This window comes from Mammaliicoccus sp. A-M4, from assembly GCF_022386955.1.
In the GTDB taxonomy this organism is placed as follows: Bacteria; Bacillota; Bacilli; order Staphylococcales; family Staphylococcaceae; genus Mammaliicoccus; species Mammaliicoccus lentus.
On the sequence record NZ_JAJNHH010000006.1, the window covers coordinates 1 to 25,010 of the forward strand.

The 25,010-nt window shown below is 32.5% G+C and carries 20 protein-coding genes; 6 read left to right on the forward strand and 14 right to left on the reverse strand.

Annotation, left to right across the window (positions count from 1 at the left end; genetic code table 11):
• Nucleotides 1-242: 242 nt before the first annotated feature.
• Both LQ682_RS06500 and LQ682_RS06505 read right to left on the reverse strand, forming a co-directional pair.
• Nucleotides 243-1,568 carry a 6-phospho-alpha-glucosidase gene (locus tag LQ682_RS06500; RefSeq protein ID WP_147640964.1) on the reverse strand — a complete coding sequence of 442 codons (1,326 nt, stop codon included), beginning with the start codon at nt 1,566-1,568 and terminating at the stop codon, nt 243-245.
• Between the two features lie 21 nt (nt 1,569-1,589).
• On the reverse strand, nt 1,590-3,164 hold the full coding sequence (locus LQ682_RS06505; RefSeq protein WP_016999356.1) for an alpha-glucoside-specific PTS transporter subunit IIBC: 1,575 nt from the start codon (nt 3,162-3,164) through the stop codon (nt 1,590-1,592).
• A gap of 151 nt (nt 3,165-3,315) precedes the next feature.
• Between LQ682_RS06505 and LQ682_RS06510 the strand changes: the two genes are divergently transcribed.
• Both LQ682_RS06510 and LQ682_RS06515 read left to right on the forward strand, forming a co-directional pair.
• Nucleotides 3,316-4,077 carry a MurR/RpiR family transcriptional regulator gene (locus tag LQ682_RS06510; RefSeq protein ID WP_016999355.1) on the forward strand — a complete coding sequence of 254 codons (762 nt, stop codon included), beginning with the start codon at nt 3,316-3,318 and terminating at the stop codon, nt 4,075-4,077.
• Nucleotides 4,078-4,123: 46 nt separating this feature from the next.
• Nucleotides 4,124-5,077: a 2-hydroxyacid dehydrogenase family protein gene (locus LQ682_RS06515; protein WP_016999354.1), complete on the forward strand. Its 954-nt coding sequence runs from the start codon at nt 4,124-4,126 to the stop codon at nt 5,075-5,077.
• Nucleotides 5,078-5,129: 52 nt separating this feature from the next.
• On the opposite strand, the gene nagE is transcribed toward LQ682_RS06515, so the two are convergent.
• The 12 genes from nagE to LQ682_RS06575 form a co-directional block, all read right to left on the reverse strand.
• Nucleotides 5,130-6,617 carry an N-acetylglucosamine-specific PTS transporter subunit IIBC gene (gene nagE / locus LQ682_RS06520; RefSeq protein WP_016999353.1) on the reverse strand — a complete coding sequence of 496 codons (1,488 nt, stop codon included), beginning with the start codon at nt 6,615-6,617 and terminating at the stop codon, nt 5,130-5,132.
• Nucleotides 6,618-6,915: 298 nt separating this feature from the next.
• The gene (locus tag LQ682_RS06525; protein WP_064211226.1) at nt 6,916-8,298 is read right to left on the reverse strand and encodes an MDR family MFS transporter; all 1,383 of its coding nucleotides are present in this window, start codon (nt 8,296-8,298) and stop codon (nt 6,916-6,918) included.
• 213 nt (nt 8,299-8,511) lie between these two features.
• A complete protein-coding gene (locus tag LQ682_RS06530; protein WP_016999351.1) occupies nt 8,512-8,865 on the reverse strand; it encodes a zinc ribbon domain-containing protein YjdM in 354 nt (117 codons plus the stop codon).
• Nucleotides 8,866-8,934: 69 nt separating this feature from the next.
• Complete coding sequence (locus LQ682_RS06535; protein ID WP_016999350.1) at nt 8,935-9,522, reverse strand: hypothetical protein; 588 nt, start codon at nt 9,520-9,522, stop codon at nt 8,935-8,937.
• Between the two features lie 14 nt (nt 9,523-9,536).
• Nucleotides 9,537-11,129, reverse strand: a complete 1,593-nt coding sequence (locus tag LQ682_RS06540) for an ABC transporter permease (RefSeq protein ID WP_218729820.1) — start codon at nt 11,127-11,129, stop codon at nt 9,537-9,539.
• 2 nt (nt 11,130-11,131) lie between these two features.
• Nucleotides 11,132-12,028 (reverse strand): ABC transporter ATP-binding protein, encoded by an 897-nt coding sequence (locus LQ682_RS06545; protein WP_218729821.1) that lies wholly within the window; start codon nt 12,026-12,028, stop codon nt 11,132-11,134.
• Nucleotides 12,029-12,034: 6 nt separating this feature from the next.
• Nucleotides 12,035-12,670 carry a TetR/AcrR family transcriptional regulator gene (locus LQ682_RS06550; RefSeq protein ID WP_016999347.1) on the reverse strand — a complete coding sequence of 212 codons (636 nt, stop codon included), beginning with the start codon at nt 12,668-12,670 and terminating at the stop codon, nt 12,035-12,037.
• 173 nt (nt 12,671-12,843) lie between these two features.
• Nucleotides 12,844-14,721 carry a BglG family transcription antiterminator gene (locus tag LQ682_RS06555; protein WP_218707830.1) on the reverse strand — a complete coding sequence of 626 codons (1,878 nt, stop codon included), beginning with the start codon at nt 14,719-14,721 and terminating at the stop codon, nt 12,844-12,846.
• 37 nt (nt 14,722-14,758) lie between these two features.
• Entirely contained in the window at nt 14,759-16,141 is a 1,383-nt protein-coding gene (locus tag LQ682_RS06560; RefSeq protein WP_239705300.1) for a glycoside hydrolase family 1 protein, read from the reverse strand.
• Nucleotides 16,138-16,452 carry a PTS sugar transporter subunit IIA gene (locus tag LQ682_RS06565; protein ID WP_103268718.1) on the reverse strand — a complete coding sequence of 105 codons (315 nt, stop codon included), beginning with the start codon at nt 16,450-16,452 and terminating at the stop codon, nt 16,138-16,140. The genes LQ682_RS06560 and LQ682_RS06565 overlap by 4 nt, the downstream gene beginning before the upstream one ends.
• Before the next feature lie 17 nt (nt 16,453-16,469).
• Nucleotides 16,470-17,750 (reverse strand): PTS cellobiose transporter subunit IIC, encoded by a 1,281-nt coding sequence (gene celB / locus LQ682_RS06570; RefSeq protein ID WP_064211230.1) that lies wholly within the window; start codon nt 17,748-17,750, stop codon nt 16,470-16,472.
• A gap of 9 nt (nt 17,751-17,759) precedes the next feature.
• The gene (locus LQ682_RS06575; protein WP_016999342.1) at nt 17,760-18,074 is read right to left on the reverse strand and encodes a PTS sugar transporter subunit IIB; all 315 of its coding nucleotides are present in this window, start codon (nt 18,072-18,074) and stop codon (nt 17,760-17,762) included.
• Between the two features lie 189 nt (nt 18,075-18,263).
• On the opposite strand from LQ682_RS06575, the gene LQ682_RS06580 reads away from it, so the two are divergent.
• The 4 genes from LQ682_RS06580 (at nt 18,264) to LQ682_RS06595 (ending at nt 25,009) form a co-directional block, all read left to right on the forward strand.
• Nucleotides 18,264-20,258 carry a catalase gene (locus LQ682_RS06580; RefSeq protein ID WP_239724041.1) on the forward strand — a complete coding sequence of 665 codons (1,995 nt, stop codon included), beginning with the start codon at nt 18,264-18,266 and terminating at the stop codon, nt 20,256-20,258.
• Nucleotides 20,259-20,926: 668 nt separating this feature from the next.
• Nucleotides 20,927-22,288 (forward strand): amino acid permease, encoded by a 1,362-nt coding sequence (locus tag LQ682_RS06585; protein WP_103268717.1) that lies wholly within the window; start codon nt 20,927-20,929, stop codon nt 22,286-22,288.
• A gap of 314 nt (nt 22,289-22,602) precedes the next feature.
• Nucleotides 22,603-23,769: a hypothetical protein gene (locus tag LQ682_RS06590; protein WP_239705302.1), complete on the forward strand. Its 1,167-nt coding sequence runs from the start codon at nt 22,603-22,605 to the stop codon at nt 23,767-23,769.
• 19 nt (nt 23,770-23,788) lie between these two features.
• Nucleotides 23,789-25,009, forward strand: coding sequence for a metal-dependent hydrolase family protein (locus tag LQ682_RS06595; protein ID WP_016999338.1), 1,221 nt, complete (start codon nt 23,789-23,791; stop codon nt 25,007-25,009).
• The last annotated feature ends 1 nt before the right edge of the window (nt 25,010 follow it).

A 25,010-nucleotide genomic window follows, 5' to 3' on the forward strand; every position in this document is an offset into this window, starting at 1 on the left:
TACTTATTTTTGAAAAATAAGTAGAGATTAACAAAATGAATCTGCTAAAAATCAAACAGATTTATTTTGTTAATACATTCTAAAAAACCAATGATTGATTACTTCTAAAGATATTACACATAAATATGGACTTGACTTGTATTCATCTTGATTTATATTGTAATAACCAAAAACCCTCCAACCCGCTTCTATTTCCAGCGGTTGGAGGGTTTATTTTAAATCAAATTTGTACCTACTCTATTCTATTTCAAATCTGGCCAATATCCTTTGTTTGCTTCTATCAGATCATCTAATATATCTTTAGCAACTTTAGCGCTTGGTATTGTTCGCGATAAAGTAAGTGCTTGCCATAATTTTTGATAAGATTGTTCTTCGTATGCTTCTACTGTAAGTTTTTCTACGCCTACTTGTTGTTCCATTAAACTTTTCTGGAATCTAGGAATCTCACCTACTGATAATGGTTCTGGTCCTTCGCTACCCACTAAACATGGTATTTCAACCATTGCTGTAGGTTCAAAGTTTGATATTGCGCCTTTATTCTCAACAATCATTAACATTCTTTCTTTCGTATTGAATGCGATTGCTCTAGCTAAATCAACGATGTAAGATGCATGTTCATCTATCGTTAATTCTGTTCCTTCTGCTGTACCTTTATTGATGATATTTTCACATTCTGTAAATACAAATTTTTCTCTTCCTGCCATCACTTCATTTGCTCTTGTATATTCTTTATTTGAATGTGCTACTTCGTAATCTGGGTATAAATAATATTTTAAGTAAGTATTTGGCAATGTATCTTTATCTATTGCTTGTACGTCTCGTGCTTTTTTAAATGTATCGCTCCAACTTGCTTCTTTTTCCATATCGCTACCTGTATCAGTTGCATAACCATGTTGTTCTACATGTTTAATAATTTTAGGCATCAAGTCTTTACCTGATTTATCTCTTATATCTGTCCACCAACCAAAATGATTTAAACCATAATATTTTACGACCATTTCTTTTCTTGAAGATAATCCTATATTACTAGCCATTAACTCTTCAATTCCGATAGGCATATCACATATATTTAATATTTTAGAGTTAGGTCGTAATTTACGTGTTGCTTCAGCAACAATTGCAGCGGGATTTGAATAGTTAAGCATCCATGCATCTGGTGAATATTTTTCCATATAGTCGATAATTTCTAAGACGCCTGTTATTGAGCGCATACCATAAGCTATTCCCCCCGGCCCACAAGTTTCTTGTCCTACTACGCCATGTCTTAATGGAATCTTTTCATCTTGCTCTCTCATCGCATACTTACCTACACGTATATGTGCCATTACAAAATCAACGTTTTCAAAAGCTACTTTTGGATCTGTGCTCGCTAATAATTTTACTTCTGGAGCGCGTTCTTTAAGTAGTATTTCACAGGCATCTGCTATCGTTTGTTGTCTTTCCCCATCATTATCATATAATTTGATTGTATCAATTGGAAAATCCTCTAAATGATCTAACAACATAAGTATGATTCCAGGCGTAAATGTACTACCGCCACCTGCTATTGATATATTAAACTTTTTCATCATAACAACCTCCATTTATTTTTATATCATTGTTTCAAATGAATCTCTGATTTGAGGAACGCTTAAACCGACAATTACTTGTACGTTAGTACCGCTCTTAGCTACGCCGTGAGCCATTTGGTTATGTGTGAAATAATCATTATCTTTCACAAGACTTGGATCATTAACAGTCACCCTTAACCTTGTGGCACAATTCGTAACATCTTTAATGTTATCTTTTCCACCTAAACCTTCTAAATAATAAATTGCTTTTGTATCATATTCTGATGCGTCACTAGGAACATTATCACCATTTCCTTGTTTCGCTTTATAATCTTCTTTCGTATATAATTTAGCATCTCCATCTTCCGGAACACGTCCAGGTAATGGTACGTTGAATTTTTCAATAATAAACTTAAATACGAAGAAGTAAATGACTACAAAAATAATACCAATTATAAATTGGGCAATATACGTATTGCCGTGACTTGAGAATAACGGTATCCAGTTTATGGCCGCGATTTCAATAGCACCTCCGCCTTGAATACCAACTACTCCAAATAAATACATGATTGTTACCATTGTTGCACCTAACAATGCATGAATTAAGAATAAGTACGGTGCAATAAATAAGAATGTGAACTCTAGTGGTTCAGTTATACCTGCAAATACAGCTGTTAATCCTGCTGGTAATACTAATGCTAAAACTTTTTTCTTGTTTTCTTTTGGTGTCGAAGCATACATCGCTAATGCAATACCTAAACAACCGAACATTTTAATGTTTCCTTGTAATAAGAAGCCGTATGGATAAGCTTCTTTTAACGATTTTGCTGAGCTAGAGAAGTCAGATAAATGCTTTATCCAATAAGGTTTTAATCCCCCATCTACTACAGCTGGGCCGTATTCAAATGGTGTATAAATAAAATGATGCAGGCCTGTAGGTATTAAAATTCTTTCTAAGAAATGGAACAACCATACACCTACAAATCCTGATTTCACCATGACGCCTTGTAATGAAGCAATACCGTCTTGAACAGTTGGCCAAACAGTACAAACAATAAATGCTAGTGGAATCATAACGAAGAATCCTATCATTACAACAAAAGGTAACCCTTGGAATATACCGACCATTTCCGGTAATTTTTTATCGTAAAAACGGTTATGTATCCAAATAACAATTGCTGAAATAAAAATTGCTCCGATAATACTTGTATCTAAAGTTGGTATTCCAGCTATTTCTTTAACACCTGTTAAATTCTCAACGCCTTTAGATAAATCGACACCGAATGTCTTTGGCCATAACGTTAAAATCGCATTAATGTAATTATTGAATACTAAGTAAATCATTAAAGCTGCTAGCGTCGCTCTACCTTGCGCCTTTTTCGCTAGTGAAATCGGTAGCCCAATTACAAATGCAAGTTCCATATGATCAAATATAGTCCAACCGCCTGCTTCAATTAAACTCCATATTTTAAACCACATCGTACTTTCGTCTGCTATAGAGCCCATTATATCTGGATTTTTAAATAAAGTTGCTAACCCTACAACTATCCCGAAAAACGCAAATAGTAATACAGGTACTATCATCGCACTACCAAATCGTTTGATTGCGTTCATACCAACACCCCTTTTGTATCATTGATTACCTTTAGACTATAGGAAGCGCTTACAATTTCCAATAGGTTTGACGTAAATAGAAATCACATAGTAAACTTAGATTATATTTTCATGTATTGAAAATTTTTTCACACTAACTGGAGGTTGCATTATGATTTTGGATAAACTCGTCAATAAATACTATCAACAATTAAATGATAATGACATACACATCATACAAACGATGAATCAAAACATTAATCTTATACATCGTTTGAAAATCCAGGAATTAGCTGATATTTCACATACTTCTATTTCCTCTATTCATAGACTGTCACGTAAACTCGGTTTTGATGGTTACAGTGATTTCAAGGCATATATTAAACTGAACAGAGAATTCACAACAGTTTCAACTGATATAATAGATAGTTTAGAACAAGATTTACAACAAACATTTAAACACTTGAAGATGATTGATTATGATTTTATAAGTGAGCAAATTGATAAGGCGCCTTTCATCTATATATATGGTACTGGTATTGCACAATTAAATGCTGCAAGAGAAGCTCAACGTCATTTTCTATCTATTAATAAACGAGTAATGGTCATCAATGATGAAAATGAATTAAAAATAGCGATGGATCAAATGGATGAGAACGACCTACTGTTTATCATTTCTTTATCTGGTGATACAGCGCACCTTAAACAAAACATTGAGATTATGCATACACGAAACATACAGTATATTTCTATTACAACATTAAAAGATAACTTCTTAGCGCAAAATGCTAAATACAATATTTATGTTAATAGTTCTCCAATACAATTGTTTAACCAAATATCATATTCAAGCTTTCTTCCTTACCATATAGCTTTTGAAATAATTGTTCGAAAGTATAGTGAATGGAAACAGCTACATCAGGGTATAGACTAATATATGATATATTAGATATGGATAGATTTTTAGGAGGTAAAATATTATGGCAAAAGTTTTTATAACAGGGGAAATACCTACTGAAGGTTTAAATTTATTAAAAGAACATTTCGAAGTGTCTGTTTTCAAAGGTGAAAAATTAATTACTAAAGAAGAATTACTTGAAAATGTAAAAGATGCTGATGCAATTATCAGTCCACTTTCTACTAATATAGATAAAGAAGTAATTGATCAAGCTGAAAACTTAAAATTCATTGCTAATTACGGAGCTGGCTTTAACAATATCGATGTGAAATATGCAAGAGAAAAAGGTATTGATGTTACAAATACTCCAAAAGCTTCAACAAATGCAACTGCTGATTTAACGATTGGTATTTTACTTGCAGCTTCGAGAAGAATTGTAGAAGGAGATAAACTTTGTCGCACAACAGGCTTTAATGGTTGGGCGCCTTTATTCTTTAGAGGTCGAGAAGTCTCCGGTAAGACTATCGGTATAGTTGGCCTAGGAGAAATAGGTTCAGCTGTAGCTAGACGTGCCAAGGGATTTGACATGAACATTATATATACTGGACCAAACAGAAAACCAGAACAAGAGGAAGCTCTAGGGGCGTCTTATGTTAGTCTAGATGAACTATTAGAACAATCCGATTTCATCACATTGAACGCAGCATATTCTGATGATTTACATCATTTATTTAATAAAGAAACGTTCAAAAAAATGAAAGAAAAAGCGTATCTTATCAACGCATCACGTGGCCCAATAGTAGATGAAAAAGCTTTAGTAGATGCATTAAATAATAAAGAAATTGAAGGTGCTGCATTAGACGTATATGAATTCGAGCCTGAAATCACAGACGAACTTAAATCTATGGACAATGTTGTGTTAACACCACACATTGGTAACGCAACTTTCGAAGCCAGAGATATGATGGCAGAAATCGTCGCAAACAATACAATCAAAAAATTAAATGGCGAAGAGCCTGATTATATTGTGAACTAAAAACCAATAAAAAACAGCCATTCGTTGATTAAACGAATGGCTGTTTTTATATTTATCTATCCTCTTGTTCCATTTGCATCAGTTCATCTGCTGTAAATTGTACATCTGTACCTATAATGATTTGTATATTCTTATCACTGATTATTTTATTGCCTAATGCACCAGATTTTTTAATTTTTTCTTGATCTACGATTCCTGTATCATTTAACGTCAATCTTAATCTTGTTGCACAGTGGTCAATAGCTTCAATGTTATCTTTACCACCAATTGCTTCATAAATTAATTTTGTTTTATTAGATACATTCAAGTCGCCATCTTTGCCTAGTGAACCTTCCCCGTTTTCTGCTAAGCTTGGATCTTGTTTAACCGCTTCTTCCATCAGACCGTCTCTACCTGGCGTTTTTAAGTTGAATATTCTTATCGCAAAATCAAATACTAAGAAGTATATAACTCCCATAACAAGTCCTAATACTAACAACATGATTGGTTTATTTGCTATTGGAATACTTAAACTTAACAAGTAATCAATCAATCCTGCACTAAATGTAAATCCTGCTGTCCATTGGAATGTTGCTGCGATAAATAGTGAAATACCTGTTAGTACTGCATGAATACCGAATAATAACGGCGCTGCAACTAAGAATGAAAATTCAAGTGGTTCTGTAATACCCGTTATAAATGAAGCAAGCCCTGCTGCTAACATTAATGAACCTACTACTTTTTTATTTCTTTTTTCAGCATTTTTCCAAATTGCTAATGCTGCTGCCGGTAAACCGAACATCATAATTGGGAATAGGCCTGCTTGATAACGCCCAGTAATACCTTGTTCTCCATTACTTGACCAGAAGTTGGCAATATCATTAATACCTGCTATATCAAACCAGAACACTTGGTTTAAAGCATGGTGTAAACCAAACGGTAATAATAAGCGGTTAAAGAACCCATATAACCCTGCTCCTGTTGGTCCTAATTTAGAAATAAATTCACCGAACATAATAAGTGAATTATATACTGGTGGCCATATAAACATTAACGCTACTGAGATAACCAACATCGTTGCTGCAGATAAAATTGGTACTAAACGTTTACCACTAAAGAACGCGAATGCTGTTGGTAATTTAGTATCTTTAAATCTATTGTATATAGCTGCTGTAACTAAACCACAAATAATACCGACAAACACATTACTTATATCTCCGAAAGCTAAATCTACTTTTCCTTCGGCTATATGTAACGTCTTAGCCATCGATTCCGTACTTAAAACATTTGTCACGACTAAAAATGATACAAGCCCACTTAATGCAGCTGCCCCGTTTTTATCTTTTGACATCCCGAAAGCTAAACCGACTGCAAATAGAATCGGTAAACTATCAATAACTGCTAATCCTCCACTTGCTAAGAAGTTAGCAACGCTGTTTCCTTCCCCATTAATTGCACCAGAATCAATAAATGATGCTATACCTAGTAACAGACCTGCTACAGGTAATATTGAAATTGGTAACATGAGGGACTGTGCAAATTTTTGCATATAAGCCTTCATATTTTTCTCCCCTTAATAAAGCTATTTTTTTCTCGTACTACTATACCATATGTACCACAATTTTAATTATATGTACATAAAAAAATTGTTGTATAAATACTTTTAAAAAATAATTTTTTATTATTAATTCGAAACATTAAAGGTTATTATTATTTTAAATTTATAGTTCATTTGAATAATCTGTATTTAGCACATCTAACAATTTTATAAATAAAAAACCAGTCTGGAACATATATAAATGTCCCTGGACTGGTTCTTCATATAGATAGTAGATTTTTAAATTTTAATTAGCTAACATTTACTTTTCATCTTTCAATTTGAGAGATAGTACAAATGCTAAGCCTGTAATAATAACAGCAACTACAAAGGATATATTAACGCCGTGTATCAACCCTGATATGCCTTCGCTAGGTATTGCAAATAATGTCATTATTGTTATAAATAAAGCCGTTCCTATTGAGCCTGCCATTTGTCTGAATGTATTGTTCATTGCAGTTCCATGAGGGATAAGGTGCTTAGGTAACTGGTTGATTGATAAAGTTGTCATAGGCATCATAACCATTGCGATTGTTAACATACGGAACATGTTAACAACTGACAAGAATGTAAAGCTAGTGTCTGAAGTTAATTGTGTAAATGGCAATGTCGTTAAAATTAATAAGAATAGTCCAATACGAGCAAGCCATTTCCCTCCAAACTTATCAAATAAATATCCAGTAACTGGGTTCATCGCCCCCATTAATATAGCGCCAGGTAATAAAACGAGTCCTGATTGTAACGCTGAAAAGTGCAACATATTCTGCATATATAACGGTAATATGATATTTGTAGCTATCATTGCCGCAAAAACAAACATACTTAAAACTGTTCCAAGTGTAAAAACAGGATAAGAAAAGACTCTAAATTCTAATAAAGGTCTTTCCAGTTTTAATTGTCTTCTTACAAAAATAAACATCGTTATTGCACTTAAGATAAGTATAATAATGAAAGTAGCGTTCGCCCATCCTATTTCACTTACAATACTAAACGCATATAATAAACCACCGAATCCTAATGTAGATAAAATGACTGATAGTTTATCTAACTTAGGTTTAGTTAATTCGGTTACGTTAACTAATAAAAAGTAAGCAAAAATAATATTAAATACTGCGATTGGTAAGATTACATAAAACACGCTTCTCCAAGGGAAGTGTTCTATTAATACACCTGATAAAGTAGGTCCTATAGCAGGTGCAAATGCAATTACTAAGCCAAACAGCCCCATTGCTGTACCTCTTTTTTCAGTAGGGAATAATAGGAATAAAATTGTCTGCATCAATGGCATCATAATCCCCGCACCAGATGCCTGTAATACACGTCCTATTAATAACACGGCAAAGTTAGGTCCTACCGCACATATAAGCGTCCCTAATGTGAACAAACTCATTGCTGTTAGAAATAGTTGTCTAGAAGTATAACGTTCAATTAAAAAAGCAGTGATAGGAATCATTATCCCGTTAACTAACATAAAAATTGATTGCAACCACTGCACAGTACTTTCATTGATTTGTAAATCCTTCATAATGGAAGGCAACGCGGTTCCCAACAAAGTTTGATTTAAAATCGTAATAAAAGCTCCCGATAAAAGCACAATAAATAAAGGGAGATTCTTAATAAATATTGAATTTTCGCCTTTAGCCATATAATTTTCTCCTTCTTTTAAAATCATTTCTTTATTTCATCTAAAAGATTTTGATCATATAAGTAACGATTTATCGAATAATATAATCTTAACATTTATAAGCAAATTTAATAAGACGGATGCCTATTATACTTTTCTATAAAAAATACTCCCTTTAAAGCTTTCACATTTTAGTGTCTGCTTTAAGGGAGTACATGTTTTATAATTTATTTATTATTTATTTACTTTTTTAACAACTGAAGACTTCAGTCCAATTTGGCCAAAGCCTGGTATTTTACAATCAATATCGTGGCCATCTTCAGGATCAACTAACTTAATACCTTTGACTTTTGTACCTTGTTTAATTGCAGTTGAAGAACCTTTGACTTTTAAATCTTTTACTACTGTAACAGTGTCTCCATCATTCAGTACAACACCATTAACATCTTTAATTACATTTTCTTCTTCATTTGTGTTCTCATCATTAGCTGTCCACTCAAAGTTACACATCGGGCAAATGTAAAGCCCTCTATCTTCATAAGTATATTCTGATTCACACTCAGGACAATTAGGTAAAATTGCTTCCATCTATAAACCTCCGAAAATTTGATAATTCATCTATAATTTACCACATTCCTAATAATAAAGCTCTTAATTTTACGGTTTCATCACAATATATGAAGTAATAGTGTTTATCCGTGCATCTTTTTTATGATTTTCGAAAGTGTACATATCCGCAAAGTATACTTTCTCTCCAGTTGTGTTAATTATCGTCCCGTGCGTAGAACCTTCTTTCCCATGTGAAAGCATCGTCTTAACTTCTAAACTCGAAACTTTTTGTAAATGCTTTTTTATTTCTTGTATAAAATTGTCTTTTCCGTATAAATCGAATTCACCAGGAACATGCCAGATAAAATCATCAGTTAGTAACTCGTTAATTGTACTTTCATCCCCTACAGTAGTAGCAATCAATAAATCTCTCATAATTTTCCTTTTAGGAGCATTATCACATTTCAAATCACCAATTACGGTAAATTTTAATTTTCTTAAATCTTCATCTATATTGCTAAAAGACATGCCTTTATCTTTCAATGCATCTTTTAAAATATTAATTGCCTTAGGTCCAACACCATGAAGTTTTGATAAATTTAGTTCATCTAATTTTGAAACTTGTTCCAACGTTGAAATATTAATCTCATTCAATGCTCTTGAGGCAGGCTTACCTATTTGAGGTAAAGTTGTCATAGTTAACATCCCCTTTAAGAAATATCTTTTCTTCTAAAGCCAATCAAACCGACAATAATCATAATGATAGAAATAACTATTAATATACTTATACCCGTATAATCCATTTTATCTACAGGAATTTCTGGTATATGTTGAAATGGTGTTAAATTTTTCAACCATTCTTTAACATCTAATAATTGTCCAAGATATACTACAAAGAATGTATAACCTAAATATAAATAAACAATGAAATGCCCTTTATTTAACCATCCTATTAGAAGTACACCTATACCTACAAATGTGATAATTGCAGGTATATAAACAATGCCTGACTTAATCATTGTCCAAAAAGTAAATGGATTATCTAAGACAGATGCTTGAGCAATATACATACCTAATGATGCCAAGAAAATCATCATAACAGCATTTATTAAGCTTATAACTATAAAACCCGAAAAATAATACGTTCTTGAAACAGGTTTTGCAAATATATTTTCAATTCTTTGCGTATTGATCTCGTTTTTAATTTTATAAAGGCTCATAATAGCCGGTATTGTAGCAACAATTGCCATAATAACCATTAATGTAGGTAAAAATGACTCAATATAGTTATCTCCACTACCCGCTAGCATTTTCTTAAGCATTTCATTATCACTAATAAAGTCGTCCATTTCACCAAAGACTGAGCCGTATGAGGCACCAAATATAAACATACCAATTGCCCAGGAAATAATTCCGACTTTATATAATTTGATTTGCATGCCAATTGGCGATAACCAATATTTTTTAGCATATTTATTACCTGGTTTAGATGGCAACAATCCAGATTCTAAATCTCTATTAAGGTATAGATACATTGTAATCATAATAAATATTATACCGACAATAAACATGAGCACTAACGGCCACCAATTGTTTTCTGAAAAGGCAAATGTACGCGTTAGCCATCCTAAAGGCGAGATCATCGAAATACTATCGTTTAATACATCTCCTATTGCACGTATTAAATAACTTAATAGTAATACTGAGATGCTTAGTCCTGTTACATTGCTAGTTGTTTCAACAAGTTGAGCAAATAATGTTGCTATCAAACCAAAAAGTATACCAATCATACTTAGCGATAAACCGTACAACAATGAACTTTTCACATCGATACTTTCAATATTTAATAGCGGTAGTGTTATCGTTATTAAAATGCCTATCGCTAAGTTCACAATAATCATGTTCATCATTGAGCTAATTAAAGGTGACATCTTACCTATTGGAAGTGCTCTAATCATTTCAATTCTACCAGTAGATTCATCTCCTCTTGTATCTTTTGCGACAAGTAATATACTCATAATCGCTACAAGTATGCCTGTAAATAAAAGCATTTCATGCGTAAACAACACACCTACTGATACATGTTCAAACTTACCTGGACCTAACATAGCTTCCATCGCAGGGTTTTGAGAAGTTTCTACAATTGGTTGCATATCAGATTTATTAGGATACATACTTTCAAAAGTCGGAGGTATAATAAGCGTTAATGCAACTATACCAATCACCCAAAATAACATTTTCCACTTATTTGCCTTTAAATAAAATGCTGTTAATTTCCCTAAACCATTAAAGAGATTATGCATGATTACTCACCTCTTTCAATATCTTCGCCATAATGTCTCATAAATAAATCTTCTAATGTTGGAGGCATGCTTTCTAATTTCAACAATTCAAATTGGCTTAAATATTTAATTACTTCAGAAACACATTCTGAGTCAACTTGAAAATGGTATACACCATCTTCAATCACTACATCGTGAATACCTCTTTGTTCTTTCAATCCATCCAATCGCTCTTTAGATTGAACAACAAAGTGCATTCTTGTTAAATGTCTTAAATCGTCTAATGTGCCCATTTCTACAATTTCGCCTTTTCTAATGATACCTACGCGATCACATAATTGTTCTACTTCACTCAATATATGACTGGAAAGTAAAACACTTTTACCTTCTTTTTTCTTTTCTAATACACATTCTTGAAAGATTTGTTCCATAAGTGGATCTAGCCCTGAAGTTGGTTCATCTAAAATAAGTAATTTAGCATCTGTAGTAAAAGCTGAAATAAGCGCGACTTTTTGGCGATTACCTTTAGAATAAGAACCGCATTTTTTCGTAGGGTCTAAATCAAATTTTTTAATCAATTCATCCCTTTTCTTCACATCATATGTGCCACTCAATTTTAAAAATAAATCTATGACTTCACCACCTGTTAAATTAGGCCATAAGTTCACGTCACCAGGTACATAAGCGATATCACTATGAATCGTTACGGCATCTTTCCAAGCGTCCTTACCAAATACCTCTATAGAACCGGAGTTTGTCTTTAGCATACCTAAAATGGCTTTAATCGTCGTAGATTTCCCTGAACCATTTGGACCGATAAAACCAAATATTTCTCCTTCTTCAACTGTAAAATCAACGCCTTTTAATGCTTGAAACTTACCAAATGATTTTGTAATATTATTTATCTTTAACAAAGTCATAACTATTCACGATCCTTTATAGAATATTTTTCTCATTTCATTTATATACGCATCAAATTCTTCGTAAAAAATACTGTAGTCATTCGAATTAATCATTTCATCCGTTACCCTAGCCATAATAGATTCAGATAAACCTGCAATTGAAAATTGAATTATTTTAACAGATTGATTAACATCCAAGTCATCTCTAAATAATGATGTATCTATATCATCAAATAATTGAGACTGAACCTTGTTCTGTAAATTTACGATATACTCTTTTTGTCCTTCCGTGATGTGTTGAAAATTATCTTTATCAATAACTACTTTTGATAAAAATTGAGACATGCTAGGGTGCATTGTAAATAAATCCGACTTTATCCTCGTTTGGTGTACTAAGCGTTTAAATATATCCTTCTCATCCATATCTATTTGTTCAAAATAATAACGCTCAATAAACTCTAAACAATAATCGACTAAAAACTTAAATAATCCAGCCTTATTCTCAAAATAATAAAAGAGCATACCTTTACCAATGCCCGCTTCTTGAACAATACGATTTGTTGAACTACGACTAAAACCATGACTAGCAAACTCTAAAAGGCTAGCATTTATGATTTTCTGCCTTTTTGCTTTATCTAAATTATAAAAAGTATCACTCATATAAACACCTTCTCAATTTCATTAGACCACTTCGGTCGACTACATCATACAACTTTCGACCAGAGTGGTCAAATTTTAAGTAAAAAAAAGAGAGCGAGACTATGAAACCTTTTAACAAAACAAGATTTCTGTCCCACTCCAAAAATAATTCTTATAATCCTTTAATTAATACATTAAAAAGAAAAGTACTTCCAAAATTCTTTGTCATTATTGGATTCAAGCAATTTAAGCACACTACTATAATCATTGATAATATCTGTTAAGTTTTGGTAGACCTTCTCCAAATTAATAGTCGTATTCTTTTTTAACCCTAAACAAAATACAATTTGAACTTCTTTATCATCCCAGGCTATTGGCTTTTTCATTGTCATTATAAAAACAAATGATTGTTTGGCTAACGGCATTACTGGGTGAGGAATTGCTACTAAATTTCCATAAGCCGTAGAAGCATATTTTTCTCTTTCAATAATACTTTGTAAAAATCCTTCTTCTATTAATTTTTGATCTGTTAAATATTCATTCAAATAATTCAAAACGTCATCTTTGTTATTGAAATCTTTATTTAATTCTAGCATTTTTATTAATTGTTCTTTATTATCTAAAGGTTTTAAATCAATGTAACGTTGAATCATATTGATATTATTTTGTGAAAGAATGGGGCTAACATACAAAATCGGTATATTAATATCATGGTTGATAGGCACAGTTGAAATAATGATATCAGCTTTATTAATGTTAGCCTTTTCGATATTATATAATTCAATGATTTCAGTGATTTGAATCTGATTACCAAAATTCTGTATCAATTTATATTTAATGAGTTGTGAACTCGTTAACCCAGAATTACATACAAGTATGATATTTAATTTCTTCTCGTCTATGTTATTTCTATTTAAAGCCATTTCAAAATGTAATGCTAAGTAACCTATCTCACTTTCAGAAACTTGGACTTTCAAATCTTTTTCAATCATTTTACTTGCTACAACTCCAATATCAAATGCAAAAGGATAATTTTGTTTAATTTCTTCTAACATAGGATTTCTTATATTCATCTTATATTTATATCTGTTTATAGATGTTAATAGGTGGAGGTATATATTTTCTTTTAAAGCTTCATCTGATTGCAAATCTAAATAGAAAACACGTTGTACATTATCAAGCATGTGTTGAATCATTTTATCTACTTCTTCATTTCTTGGAATATTCGAAACTTCATTCATTATTCCAGTAGAAACAAAATGAATATATAAATACTCTATTTCTTTTTTGGGTAGTATTAAATTAAAACGTTCTTCAATAAAATGAACCATATCATCAAAGAAATGTTTTAATTCAGTAGATAAAGGTTGTTCTTCTATTTGAAATTTCTGTTCGATCATTGAATTATTTCTCATTCTCACGACTGCAATATTAATATGTGTCACTAAATTATCTAATTTCACTTCAGGAATTTCTATGTTATAAATTTTTAATAGTTTAACAAGCTGGTTTTTGACACTAGATGTATCTTGTTCTGAAAAACCAATATCACTTTGCTGATTATTTAATAGAAATTCTGCTATTGCATACCTTATTTGAAATTCTTTGCCTATAATTTTCATACCATAGTTTGGACGGCTGACAATTTCAATTTCATATTTGTTTAATATTTGCCTAATTTCATTCATATCATTTTTAAGTGTTCCCGTACTTACAAACATATTTTCACTTAAAGATTCTATTTTTGTATAATCATTAGAGAGCAATAGTTTTCTCATAATAAATCGTATTCTACTATCTTGATTGTTAAAATTTAAGTTTTCATCTTTTAAATATCTTTCATTTAAGAAATAATTAAATAAACCCTCATCTATAATAAAAAGATTATAGCCTTTGGACTTCTTAGTTTGAATAAGAAATCCAAAAGCTTCACTTTCTTCATTTATTTCTTTTATTTGGGTTCTAATTGTTTTTGATGACAAACCTAATAATTTAGCGATTGCATTGCTCGTAATATATTCCTTTTGATGCTGATACAATATTTTCACGATGTTGAGATGTCTGATTTGCATCATATTCTCTCCTAATATACTCTATTTTTACCTCATATTAGTCAATTATTTCATTACTTGAAGCTAATTCCTTAAACCATTTCCCACTTTGTTTGATTGTTCTTTCGCCATTTTCTATATTTACTGATACAAAGCCATATCTATTTTTATAGGCATTCATCCAAGACCAATTATCCATGAATGTCCACATGTGATATCCCGTACAATTTGCACCCTCTTGTATTGCTTTATTTAACCATATCAAATGTGATTTTACAAAGTCGATTCTATATACATCATTGATTTCACCATTTTCGATGAAGCGTTTTTCATTCTCAACACCCATGCCATTTTCAGATATAAAGCTTTCAATATTGTTATAGTTTTCTTTAAGGTTAACCATAATATCGTATATACCTTTAGGGTAAATCTCCCATCCTCTGTAAGGGTTCATTTTTCGGCCAGGCATTTCATAATTATCGAAATAATATTCTGGTAGAAATGGTGCTTCAGGATTAGGCATTGTATCTCTAGCTTTTACTCTTCTAGGTTGATAATAGTTAACACCTAACAAGTCGATTGTATACTGCTCTATTAATGCTAAGTCTTCTTGTTGATAATGAGGAACTAAATCATGTTCCTTTAATATATCGACTAATTCTGCTGGGTATTTCCCTTTTGTTACAGGATCTAAGAAACTCTTATTAAAGAATAAGTCAGCAATTTTAGCTGCTTTTATATCCGCTTCATTTTGACTTCTTGGATAAGAAGGCGTTAAGTTTAAAATAATGCCGATTTTACCTTGAAAATCATTTTCTTTGAAAGCTTTTATTACTTTAGCATTAGCTAGAACCGTATTAAATGCTACTTGGAAACCTCGTTTGGCATCTACAATATTAGGATAATGGAAATCGTATAAATATCCCCCTTCTACTGGAACGATTGGTTCATTGAATGTGAACCAATATTTAACGCGATCACCAAACAATTCAAAACATTTCACAGCGTAATTCACGTAATCATTAACGACACTTAATGATTCAAATCCACCTTGTTCTTGCTTTTTATAAGGCATATCAAAATGATATAAGTTAACAAATGGTTCGATATTATTAGCTTTCAATTCATTAATCACATCATTATAAAATTGAACAGCATCATCATTTACTTCGTTCGTATCTTGGTTGATTAATCTAGTCCATGAAATTGAAAGTCTAAATGAATTATGTCCCGTTTCTTTCATTAACTTAATATCTTCTTTATATCTGTTATAAAAGTCTGAAGTTGTATTAGGACCTACATTGTTAAAAAAGCGATTTGGTTCTTCTTCATACCACTTATCCCAAATTGTTTTATCCTTAATTGAATCTGTTCCTTCTGTTTGCGTTGCGCTTGCTGCACTACCCCACCAAAAATCATTTGGAAATATATATTTTGTCATGATTTCATCTCCTTATATAAATCTACCATTTCATTTGCTAAATCTTTTACTGTTATAGCGTTCATTAAGTGATCTTGAGAATGGATAAGCAATAAATTCAACTCACTACTTTCACCATTAGCTTCATCTTGTAATAATTCTGTTTGAAATTTATGAGCTTTATTTATTTCTTTTTCAGCCTCTGAAATACGCATTTCTGCTTCTTTAAAGTTTCTTTCTTTAGCACATTGGATAGCTTCCATTGCACTTGAGCGACCATTCCCACCATATAATATTATTTGAAATGCCTTTTCGTTAATTGAAACTGTCATAAATTTTCCTCCATATTTTAATTTTCTTTTTCTTGTCTTAAATAGTTTTTATCTAATAATTTTAAGAATGGCCACCAGATAACAAATGTTATGACTAAATTCACTAGCTGTAACATCGCACCTTGCCACGAGTTACCTGTAGCTAAATAACCACTAATAAATATTGGTGTAGTCCATGGTACGATTACACCGGATGGTTTCGGTACTAGTCCTAAGTACATTGATGTATAACTTACAATCGTTATGATAACTGGTGATAAAATCCAAGGTAAAATAACTAAAGGGTTCATAATGATAGGTAAACCAAATAAAATCGGTTCATTTACGTTAAATATAGAAGCTGGCGTACCTAATTTAGCTATTTCTTTATTTTGTTTACTTCTACAAAGTAGATAAATACCAAGTACGACTGCTAAAGTTCCACCAGTACCTCCCATGCCTACTAAAAATGTATCAATAAACTGTTTAGTAATGATGTTCGGTAGTTCTACACCTTGTTTAAATGCTGCAAGGTTCTCATTATTTAATGAATACCAAATTGGATCGAAAACTGTATTTACAATAATTTGTCCATGTAAACCGAAGAACCAGAATACTTGAATGAATAGTACTGCTACAATTGTTGCTGGTAACCCTCTTCCTAAAGCAGTTAATGGTTCTTGCACTATTGTATAAATTAAATTTTGTAACGTTTCGAACGGTGTTAAAGCTACTACAATTTTAAGTACTACGAATATCGTTAAAGTAAAGGCAACAGGTAATAATGCACTAAACGATTTCGCTACTTGATCCGGCACACCGTTCGGCATTTTTATTGTTATATCTTTTTTAGTGAAGTAACTATACAGTTCGGCACTAATAATCGAAACAATTATACCTAGGAACATACCTTTAGCTCCTAGTATTTCTGTAGGTATAACTCCTTCTGTTTTACCTACAACTTGTGGTGTTAGTATTAAAACAGCACTTAAAGCTGTTACTGCTCCATAAATACCTTCTAACTCATTCCGCTGGGTTAATTTATAACCTATTCCTATAATCACGAATAATCCCATAATCGAGAGCGTCGCGTCCGAAGCTGGACTTATAGCATTTTGCCAAGCTGTAAACTGGCTTTCTGAAAGTATTTTATCTAAAAATGGAAAGTTTGCTATTACAATAAATATAGACCCGAATATAATCAATGGCAGTGCTACCATAAAGCCATCTCTTAATGATGCTAAGTATTTATTGTTGTTTAATTTGTCTGCTATTGGCAATAAGACATCTTCCAATTTCTCCATAAATGTATTTTGCATATTTATCACCTACTCTTCCAGTAATGATAAAGCTTGTTTTAATACGCCTTCACCATCTATTCTTCCATAACTAACGGAATCAATTGCTTCAATTGGTAAATTAAGACCTTTGTCTTCAGCTGCTTTTAAAAATTTCTTTCTCATAAATCTCATTTGTGGACCTATTAATAACACATCATAATCTTCAAGTGAGTGGAAAGCATTGTCACTAGACATCGCTTTTATATTTACATTTATATCTTGCTTTTCAGCCGCTTCTTCCATCTTAGTTACTAAAAGACTTGTAGACATTCCTGCTGAACATGCTAATAAAATATTTTTCATTTTTTCTTCCCCCTTTGATTTGTAATTCAATTGTATATTGTATACGCTTTCATATCGATACAACTATTTTCCACTAATAGAGGAAGCGTCGTTATATTTTGAAAATTCCTTATTCTTCCTATATAAATGTTTCTTAAAATTTTTAACGGGAATAACATTAATATCATATATTTAGGGGGGGGCTTAGAGTTGAGTAACAAAAAGAAAGAACAAATTGATGAAGTAACTAAAAGCAATGACGGTAAGGCAATGACGACAAATAATGGCGTTAAAGTGAGTGAAGATGAAAACACGTTAACAGTTGGTGAACGTGGTCCTAGTTTACTAGAGGACTTTCATTTTAGAGAAAAAATCATGCACTTTGACCATGAACGTATTCCAGAACGTATTGTACATGCTAGGGGTTTCGGTGCCCACGGTGAATTCCAAGTTTATAAAGACTTGTCACAATATACTTCAGCCGACTTTCTAACTCATCCTGAGAAAACGACACCCGTATTTGTAAGATTTTCAACAGTTCAAGGTTCTAAAGGTTCACCAGACACTGTAAGAGACGTGCGCGGATTTGCGACAAAATTCTATACTGATGAAGGTATTTTCGATTTAGTAGGTAACGATATTCCTGTATTCTTTATTCAAGATGCTATAAAATTCCCTGACTTAATTCATGCAGTTAAACCTGAACCTCATAATGAGATGCCACAAGGTGGTACTGCACATGACACATTTTGGGACTTCTTTGCGCAAAATCCAGAAAGTACGCATACTACAGTTTGGGCTATGAGTGACCGTGGTATTCCTAAAAACTTTAGACAAATCGAAGGTTTTGGTATACACACGTTCCGCCTTGTTAACAGTGAAGGACAATCTTACTTCGTGAAATTCCATTGGAAACCATTACACGGATTAGAATCATTAGTTTGGGACGAAGCACAAATCCTTCACGGTAAAGACGTAGACTTCCACCGTAAAGATCTTTATGAATCTATTGAAAAAGGTGACTATCCTGAATGGGAATTAGCGCTACAAGTTATTAAACCAGAGCAAGAATTCGACTTTGACTTTGATATTTTAGACCCTACAAAAATTTGGCCAGAAGACCAAGTACCAATTGAAGTTGTAGGTAAAATGACGCTTAATAGTAACGTTTCAAACGTATTCGATGAAACAGAACAAGCAGCATTCCATCCAGGTCATATTATTCCAGGTATCGACTTTTCAAATGACCCATTATTACAAGGTCGTTTATTCTCATACACAGATACGCAAATTTCAAGATTAGGTGGACCAAACTTTAATCAAATACCAATTAATAGACCTGTAAATGAAGTTCATAACAACCAAAGAGATGCAATGCATCAAATGAATATCAACTCTGGACAAGTTGCTTATCATAAAAATGCATTAAACAATAACGACCCACATCCTACTCCGAAAGAAGAAGGCGGTTATGAACACTATCAAGAAAAAGTTGAAGGTCATAAAATACGAAAACGAAGCGAAAGCTTTAAAGATTATTATAGCCAAGCAAAACTTTATTTAAACAGTTTAAGCCAAGCAGAATATGACCATACTGTTGATGGTTTCTCATTCGAAATTGGTATGTGTAATTCTATAATGGTTAAACAAAACGCTGTAAACCAATTAAATAAAGTCGATCGCACATTAGCAGAACGAGTTGCGAAAAACGTTGGCGTTGAAGTTCCTGAAGAAAATGAAGAAGTTCAATCTGATGCGAAAGATAGCCAATTAACAATGGAAAAATATGATATTCCAATTGCAGCACATTCAGTTGCAGTATTAGTAAATGGAAATATCGATGTAGACACATTAAAATCTTACGCGAAAACATTTGCTGAAAACGACTTAAACTATGCATTTGTAGGTCAATATCCTGAGAACTTAAGCGAAAACTTTGGTATTACTGAGACATTTGACACTGCACATTCAACATTATTCGATAGTACAATCGTATTATCAGACGGCAGTGACATTAAGCCTCAAGTAGAAGAATTCGTTGAGCTCACTTACAAACACAATAAACCATTGATTGTAAACAAAGCAGCATCCCAAGGATTAGGAAATGCAAAATTAAAAATTGATGCTCCTGGTGTATTTGTATCTGACGAACCAGAAACAATCGTAAAAGCATTTGATCGCGCAAGATATTGGGACAGAAAATAATATACTGGTTAAGCTGAGGCATACATTTTATGCCTCAGCTTTTTTATTTGCGGTTCGATATTTTTATTTTATCGGACCGTATTTTGCGTTTGCGGTTCGATAATTTATTTTATCGGACTGTATTTTGCGTTTGCGGTTCGATATTTTTATTTTATCGACCTGTATTTCGCGTTTGCGGTTCGATATTTTTATTTTATCGGACTGTATTTTGCGTTTGCGGTTCGATATTTTTATTTTATCGACCGTATTTCGCGTTTGCGGTTCGATATTTTTATTTTATCGGACTGTATTTCGCGTTTGCGGTTCGATATTTTTATTTTATCGGACTGTATTTCATTTTTGTATAGTATCTATGTAGAAGTAAGCTATTTTAAATATTGGGTTTATGTCTCTGATTTTTCAATATTAAAATAGATATTTTCATGATTATCCTAGTAATATTTATGTACATTTAATGTTATTTATACGTTGTCTATCACAATTGATTAAAAATTACTATATTAAACGCTTACATTGACATGGTTCTAATCCTTAAAAATATTGTAAACAATGTATAAATATAATTTCTTCTGTTTTTTTCTAAATTTCGTAGTATAATGCTTTTTATATTGAAATTTGTTATACAAATTTTCACATGTGTTTTTTAAGATTAAGGAGAGCTGAAATAAATGGATAATCATGAGTTACAACGGAGTATGTCCAGTCGACATATTCAGTTGATTGCAATTGGTGGCGCAATTGGTACTGGCCTGTTTCTTGGAGCTGGTAAAAGTATTTCATTAGCCGGTCCATCAATTTTATTAGTATATATTATTATAGGATTTTTCCTATTTGTAATGATGAGAGCATTAGGAGAGTTACTATTATCTAACAGTGAATATAATTCGTTCACAGATATAGCCGAACATTATATAGGACATTTATTTGGATTTTTAACTGGTTGGACTTATTGGTTCTGTTGGGTAGCAACAGGTATTGCAGATATTACCGCAGTAGCAAAATACATACAATTTTGGTATCCAAGTATACCCTCTTACGTTTCTGCTATCGCAACTGTAGTCATCTTATTAGGTTTAAACTTATTAACAGTTAAATTATTTGGCGAAATCGAATTTTGGTTCGCATTAATTAAAGTAATCGCTATTGTGTTATTAATAGTGATTGGATTCTGGTTAATATTTACTGGTTTCAAATCAACTACTGGTATTCAATCTGGGTTCCATAACTTATACACACACGGTGGTTTCTTCCCGAATGGTCCGATGGGATTCTTACTCGCCTTTCAAATGGCGGTGTTCAGCTTTGTAGGTATTGAACTTGTAGGTGTAACAGCTAGAGAAACGAAAGATCCTGAAAAGAATTTACCTAAAGCTGTGAATTCAATAGGTATCCGTATATTAATTTTCTACGTATTAAGTTTGCTCATTATTATGAGTATTACACCTTGGAATAAAGTTTCTGCAACAGAAAGCCCGTTCGTTAATTTATTCGTATTAGCAGGTATACCAGCAGCTGCAGGTATTGTAAACTTTGTTGTATTAACATCAGCAGCAAGTGCTGCAAACAGCGGATTATTTAGTAATAGCCGCATGGTTTATGGACTTGGTCAAACAGGACATGCACCAGAAGGCTTAAGCAAAACAAACAAACGCGGTGTACCATATCCTGCTCTGATTTTCTCAGGCGTAGTATTATTCTTCGCTGCAATATTAAATTACTTTATTCCAGACGATGTATTTACACTCGTCACAACACTTGCAACAATATTCTTCATCTTTATTTGGTCAGTAATTTTAATTTGTTATATAAAATATAGAAGAGAAGATGCAGCATTACACAAAAAATCAAAATTCAAGAACCCATTTGGTGTTATCGGATCATACTTGTCATTAATCTTCTTCGCATTTGTACTCGTCGTTTTATTCTTAGCAGAAGATACAAGAACAGCTTTGATGTATTCACCATTATGGATTATCTTATTAGTAAGCGTATATTACATTAATAAAAACAGAAAAACTGCTAAACATTAATAGTTTATAGAATAAACAGGTGAGCCCTTCATGTTATATGGGTTCGCCTGTTTTTGTATGTATAAAAGGTTTGGTTGACACGTTTGCGAAGAATTGACAATAAGGGCATCTTCATCTACAAATTTTTCTAACTAAGCATCCTCACTCGCTCTATTCTCATTCATAATATTACTATTTCTATTCTTTATAAATATGAAATCAAATTATAAGTGTAATATTTATCTATATATTCTAAATATTTAGAATATACTATTAACTAATGTATTCTTATGTGCTAAAATCGATTTCATTATAAAGAAAAGGAAGTGAAGGTTATGGTGAGCGAACCACTAATTTCAGCAACTATTTTATTTGCACTAATTGTTTTAGGAGAAATCATCTCTTATTTAACTAAAGCGCGTGTTCCAATGTTATTAACAGCAATGGTCAGTTATTTGTTATTAACATGGGCCGGAGTATTACCTGAGAAAATTTTAGATAACGCCATATTACCTTCGCTTGGTGCGCTTGTTATTGGACCAGTTATTATGCATATGGGGACAATGATGCCGTTACACATTCTAAAATCACAATGGAAAGCTGTTGTTATTTCTGTATTCGGTATTATCGGTTCTACAACATTAATTCTTGTTTTTGTATCGTTAATGTTCGATTTTCGTACTGCAGCTTCTGGTGTAGGACCTATTGCAGGCGGTATTGTAGCTCTACTTATTACAGTTGAAAAGTTACAAGACTTAGGTTTAGCTAATTTAATTGTATTACCTGCAATTGTTCAGGCATTACAAGGCGTAATTGGTATGCCTCTAAGTGCTATATTAATGAAACGTTATTCACGTTATTATCTTAAGAATCGTGAACATGATAAAAATGTCGCAACAATTTCTGATAAAGATAAAACTAAAAAAGAAAATATTTTTAACAAAAATCCTTTGTTACAAAATAACGTCATTAGATTATTTATTATGTTCTTCTTAGCAAGTCTTGCTTTCATTATTGGTAGTGTTACAGGTATCCACTATACACTTCTTAGCCTACTATTCGGGGTAATAGGTTTAAAAATTGGCTTGTTCGAAGAAAAAGAAATGCAACATAACCAATCGTTCACTATTATGATGGTTACAATTATTTTAATTGTTATCGGTTCAATGGGTGGTATCAAACCTCAAGATCTTTGGGCGTACCTACCTGCTATCCTTTCTATTCTTATCATCGGTACAATCGGAATTTTAATCGGGGGTTATGTTGGAGCGAAATTAATCGGTTGGAGACCGACTAAAGCGTTACCTGTTGCTTTAACAGCACTTTATGGTTTCCCGGGAGATTTTATTTTATGTGAAGAAGTAAGTCGCTCAGTTACAGACGATAAGGATGAACGTGAAGATGTATTTAACGAGTTACTGAGTCCAATGATTATCGGCGGATTCACGACGGTAACAGTAGCTTCTGTTATTCTGACATCTATTCTTATGAACTTTATTTAACAACATAGGAGGAAAAAACATGATTGTAAAAAATATAAATTTAATTGATGGTACAGGGAATGAAGTTCAACAAAATGTTGATATCAAAGTCGAAAATGGTGTAATCACTAAAATTGGTCAAAATTTAAGTGGTGAAGATACGTTAGATGGTAAAGGACAATATTTATTGCCTGGTATGATAGATAGCCACGTACATGTGATGCTAGAAATGGAACCACTTGAAAACCGTTTATCTACTCCATTTTCATATAATTTCTATAAAGCAATGGATCATTTAAAACGCACAGTTGATGCTGGTGTAACAACAGTTCGAGATGCATTAGGTGCGGATTTAGGCGTAAAAGAAGCTGTCAATGACGGGTTAGTGTTAGGACCTCGCTTACAAATTAGTGTGAACGCATTAACTATTACAGGAGGTCATGGTGATAGCTATACTAAATCTGGCATCCAACTACCAATTTTACAAGATGGATATCCAGGTATGCCAAATGGAATTTGTGACGGTGTACAGGAAGTACGTAAAAAAGCTCGTGAAATGTTAAGAGCTGGAGCAGATGTGCTTAAAGTACATGCAACAGGTGGCGTAACAAGTGCTACCGATCATCCAGACTACACACAATTTTCATTAGAAGAATTAAAAGTTATTGTAGAAGAAGCACAATTTAGAAATAATCGTAAAGTAATGGCGCACGCTCAAGGTTTAGAAGGCGTTAAACAATGTATTGAAGCGGGTATCCATTCAATTGAACATGGTATTTATTTAGACGATGAAGCTGTTAAACTCATGAAAGAAAAAGATATGTATCTTGTTCCAACACTACTCGCTCCACTTTCAGTTATTGAATTCGCAACTGAATTAGGTATGAGTGAAAACTCAATCAATAAATCAAAACAAGTTATGCAAGATCATATCGACAGTTTCAAAAAAGCACATCAAGCAGGTGTTAAAATCGCGATGGGCACAGATGCAGGTGTATTCAAACACGGTACAAACCTTAGAGAGTTAGAGCTTATGGTTGAGCACGGTATGACTGAAATGGAAGCAATCGTATCATCCACTAAAGTTGCTGCAGAATGTTTAGGATACGATGATGAACTCGGTACAATCGAAGAAGGTAAAAAAGCCGACTTTATTTTACTAGAACAAAACCCATTAGAGGATATCGCAGTATTGAGAGATCCAAACAAGATTAAAGTCGTAGCTATAGACGGTAAAATTGTAAAAGATGTTAGAGCATAAT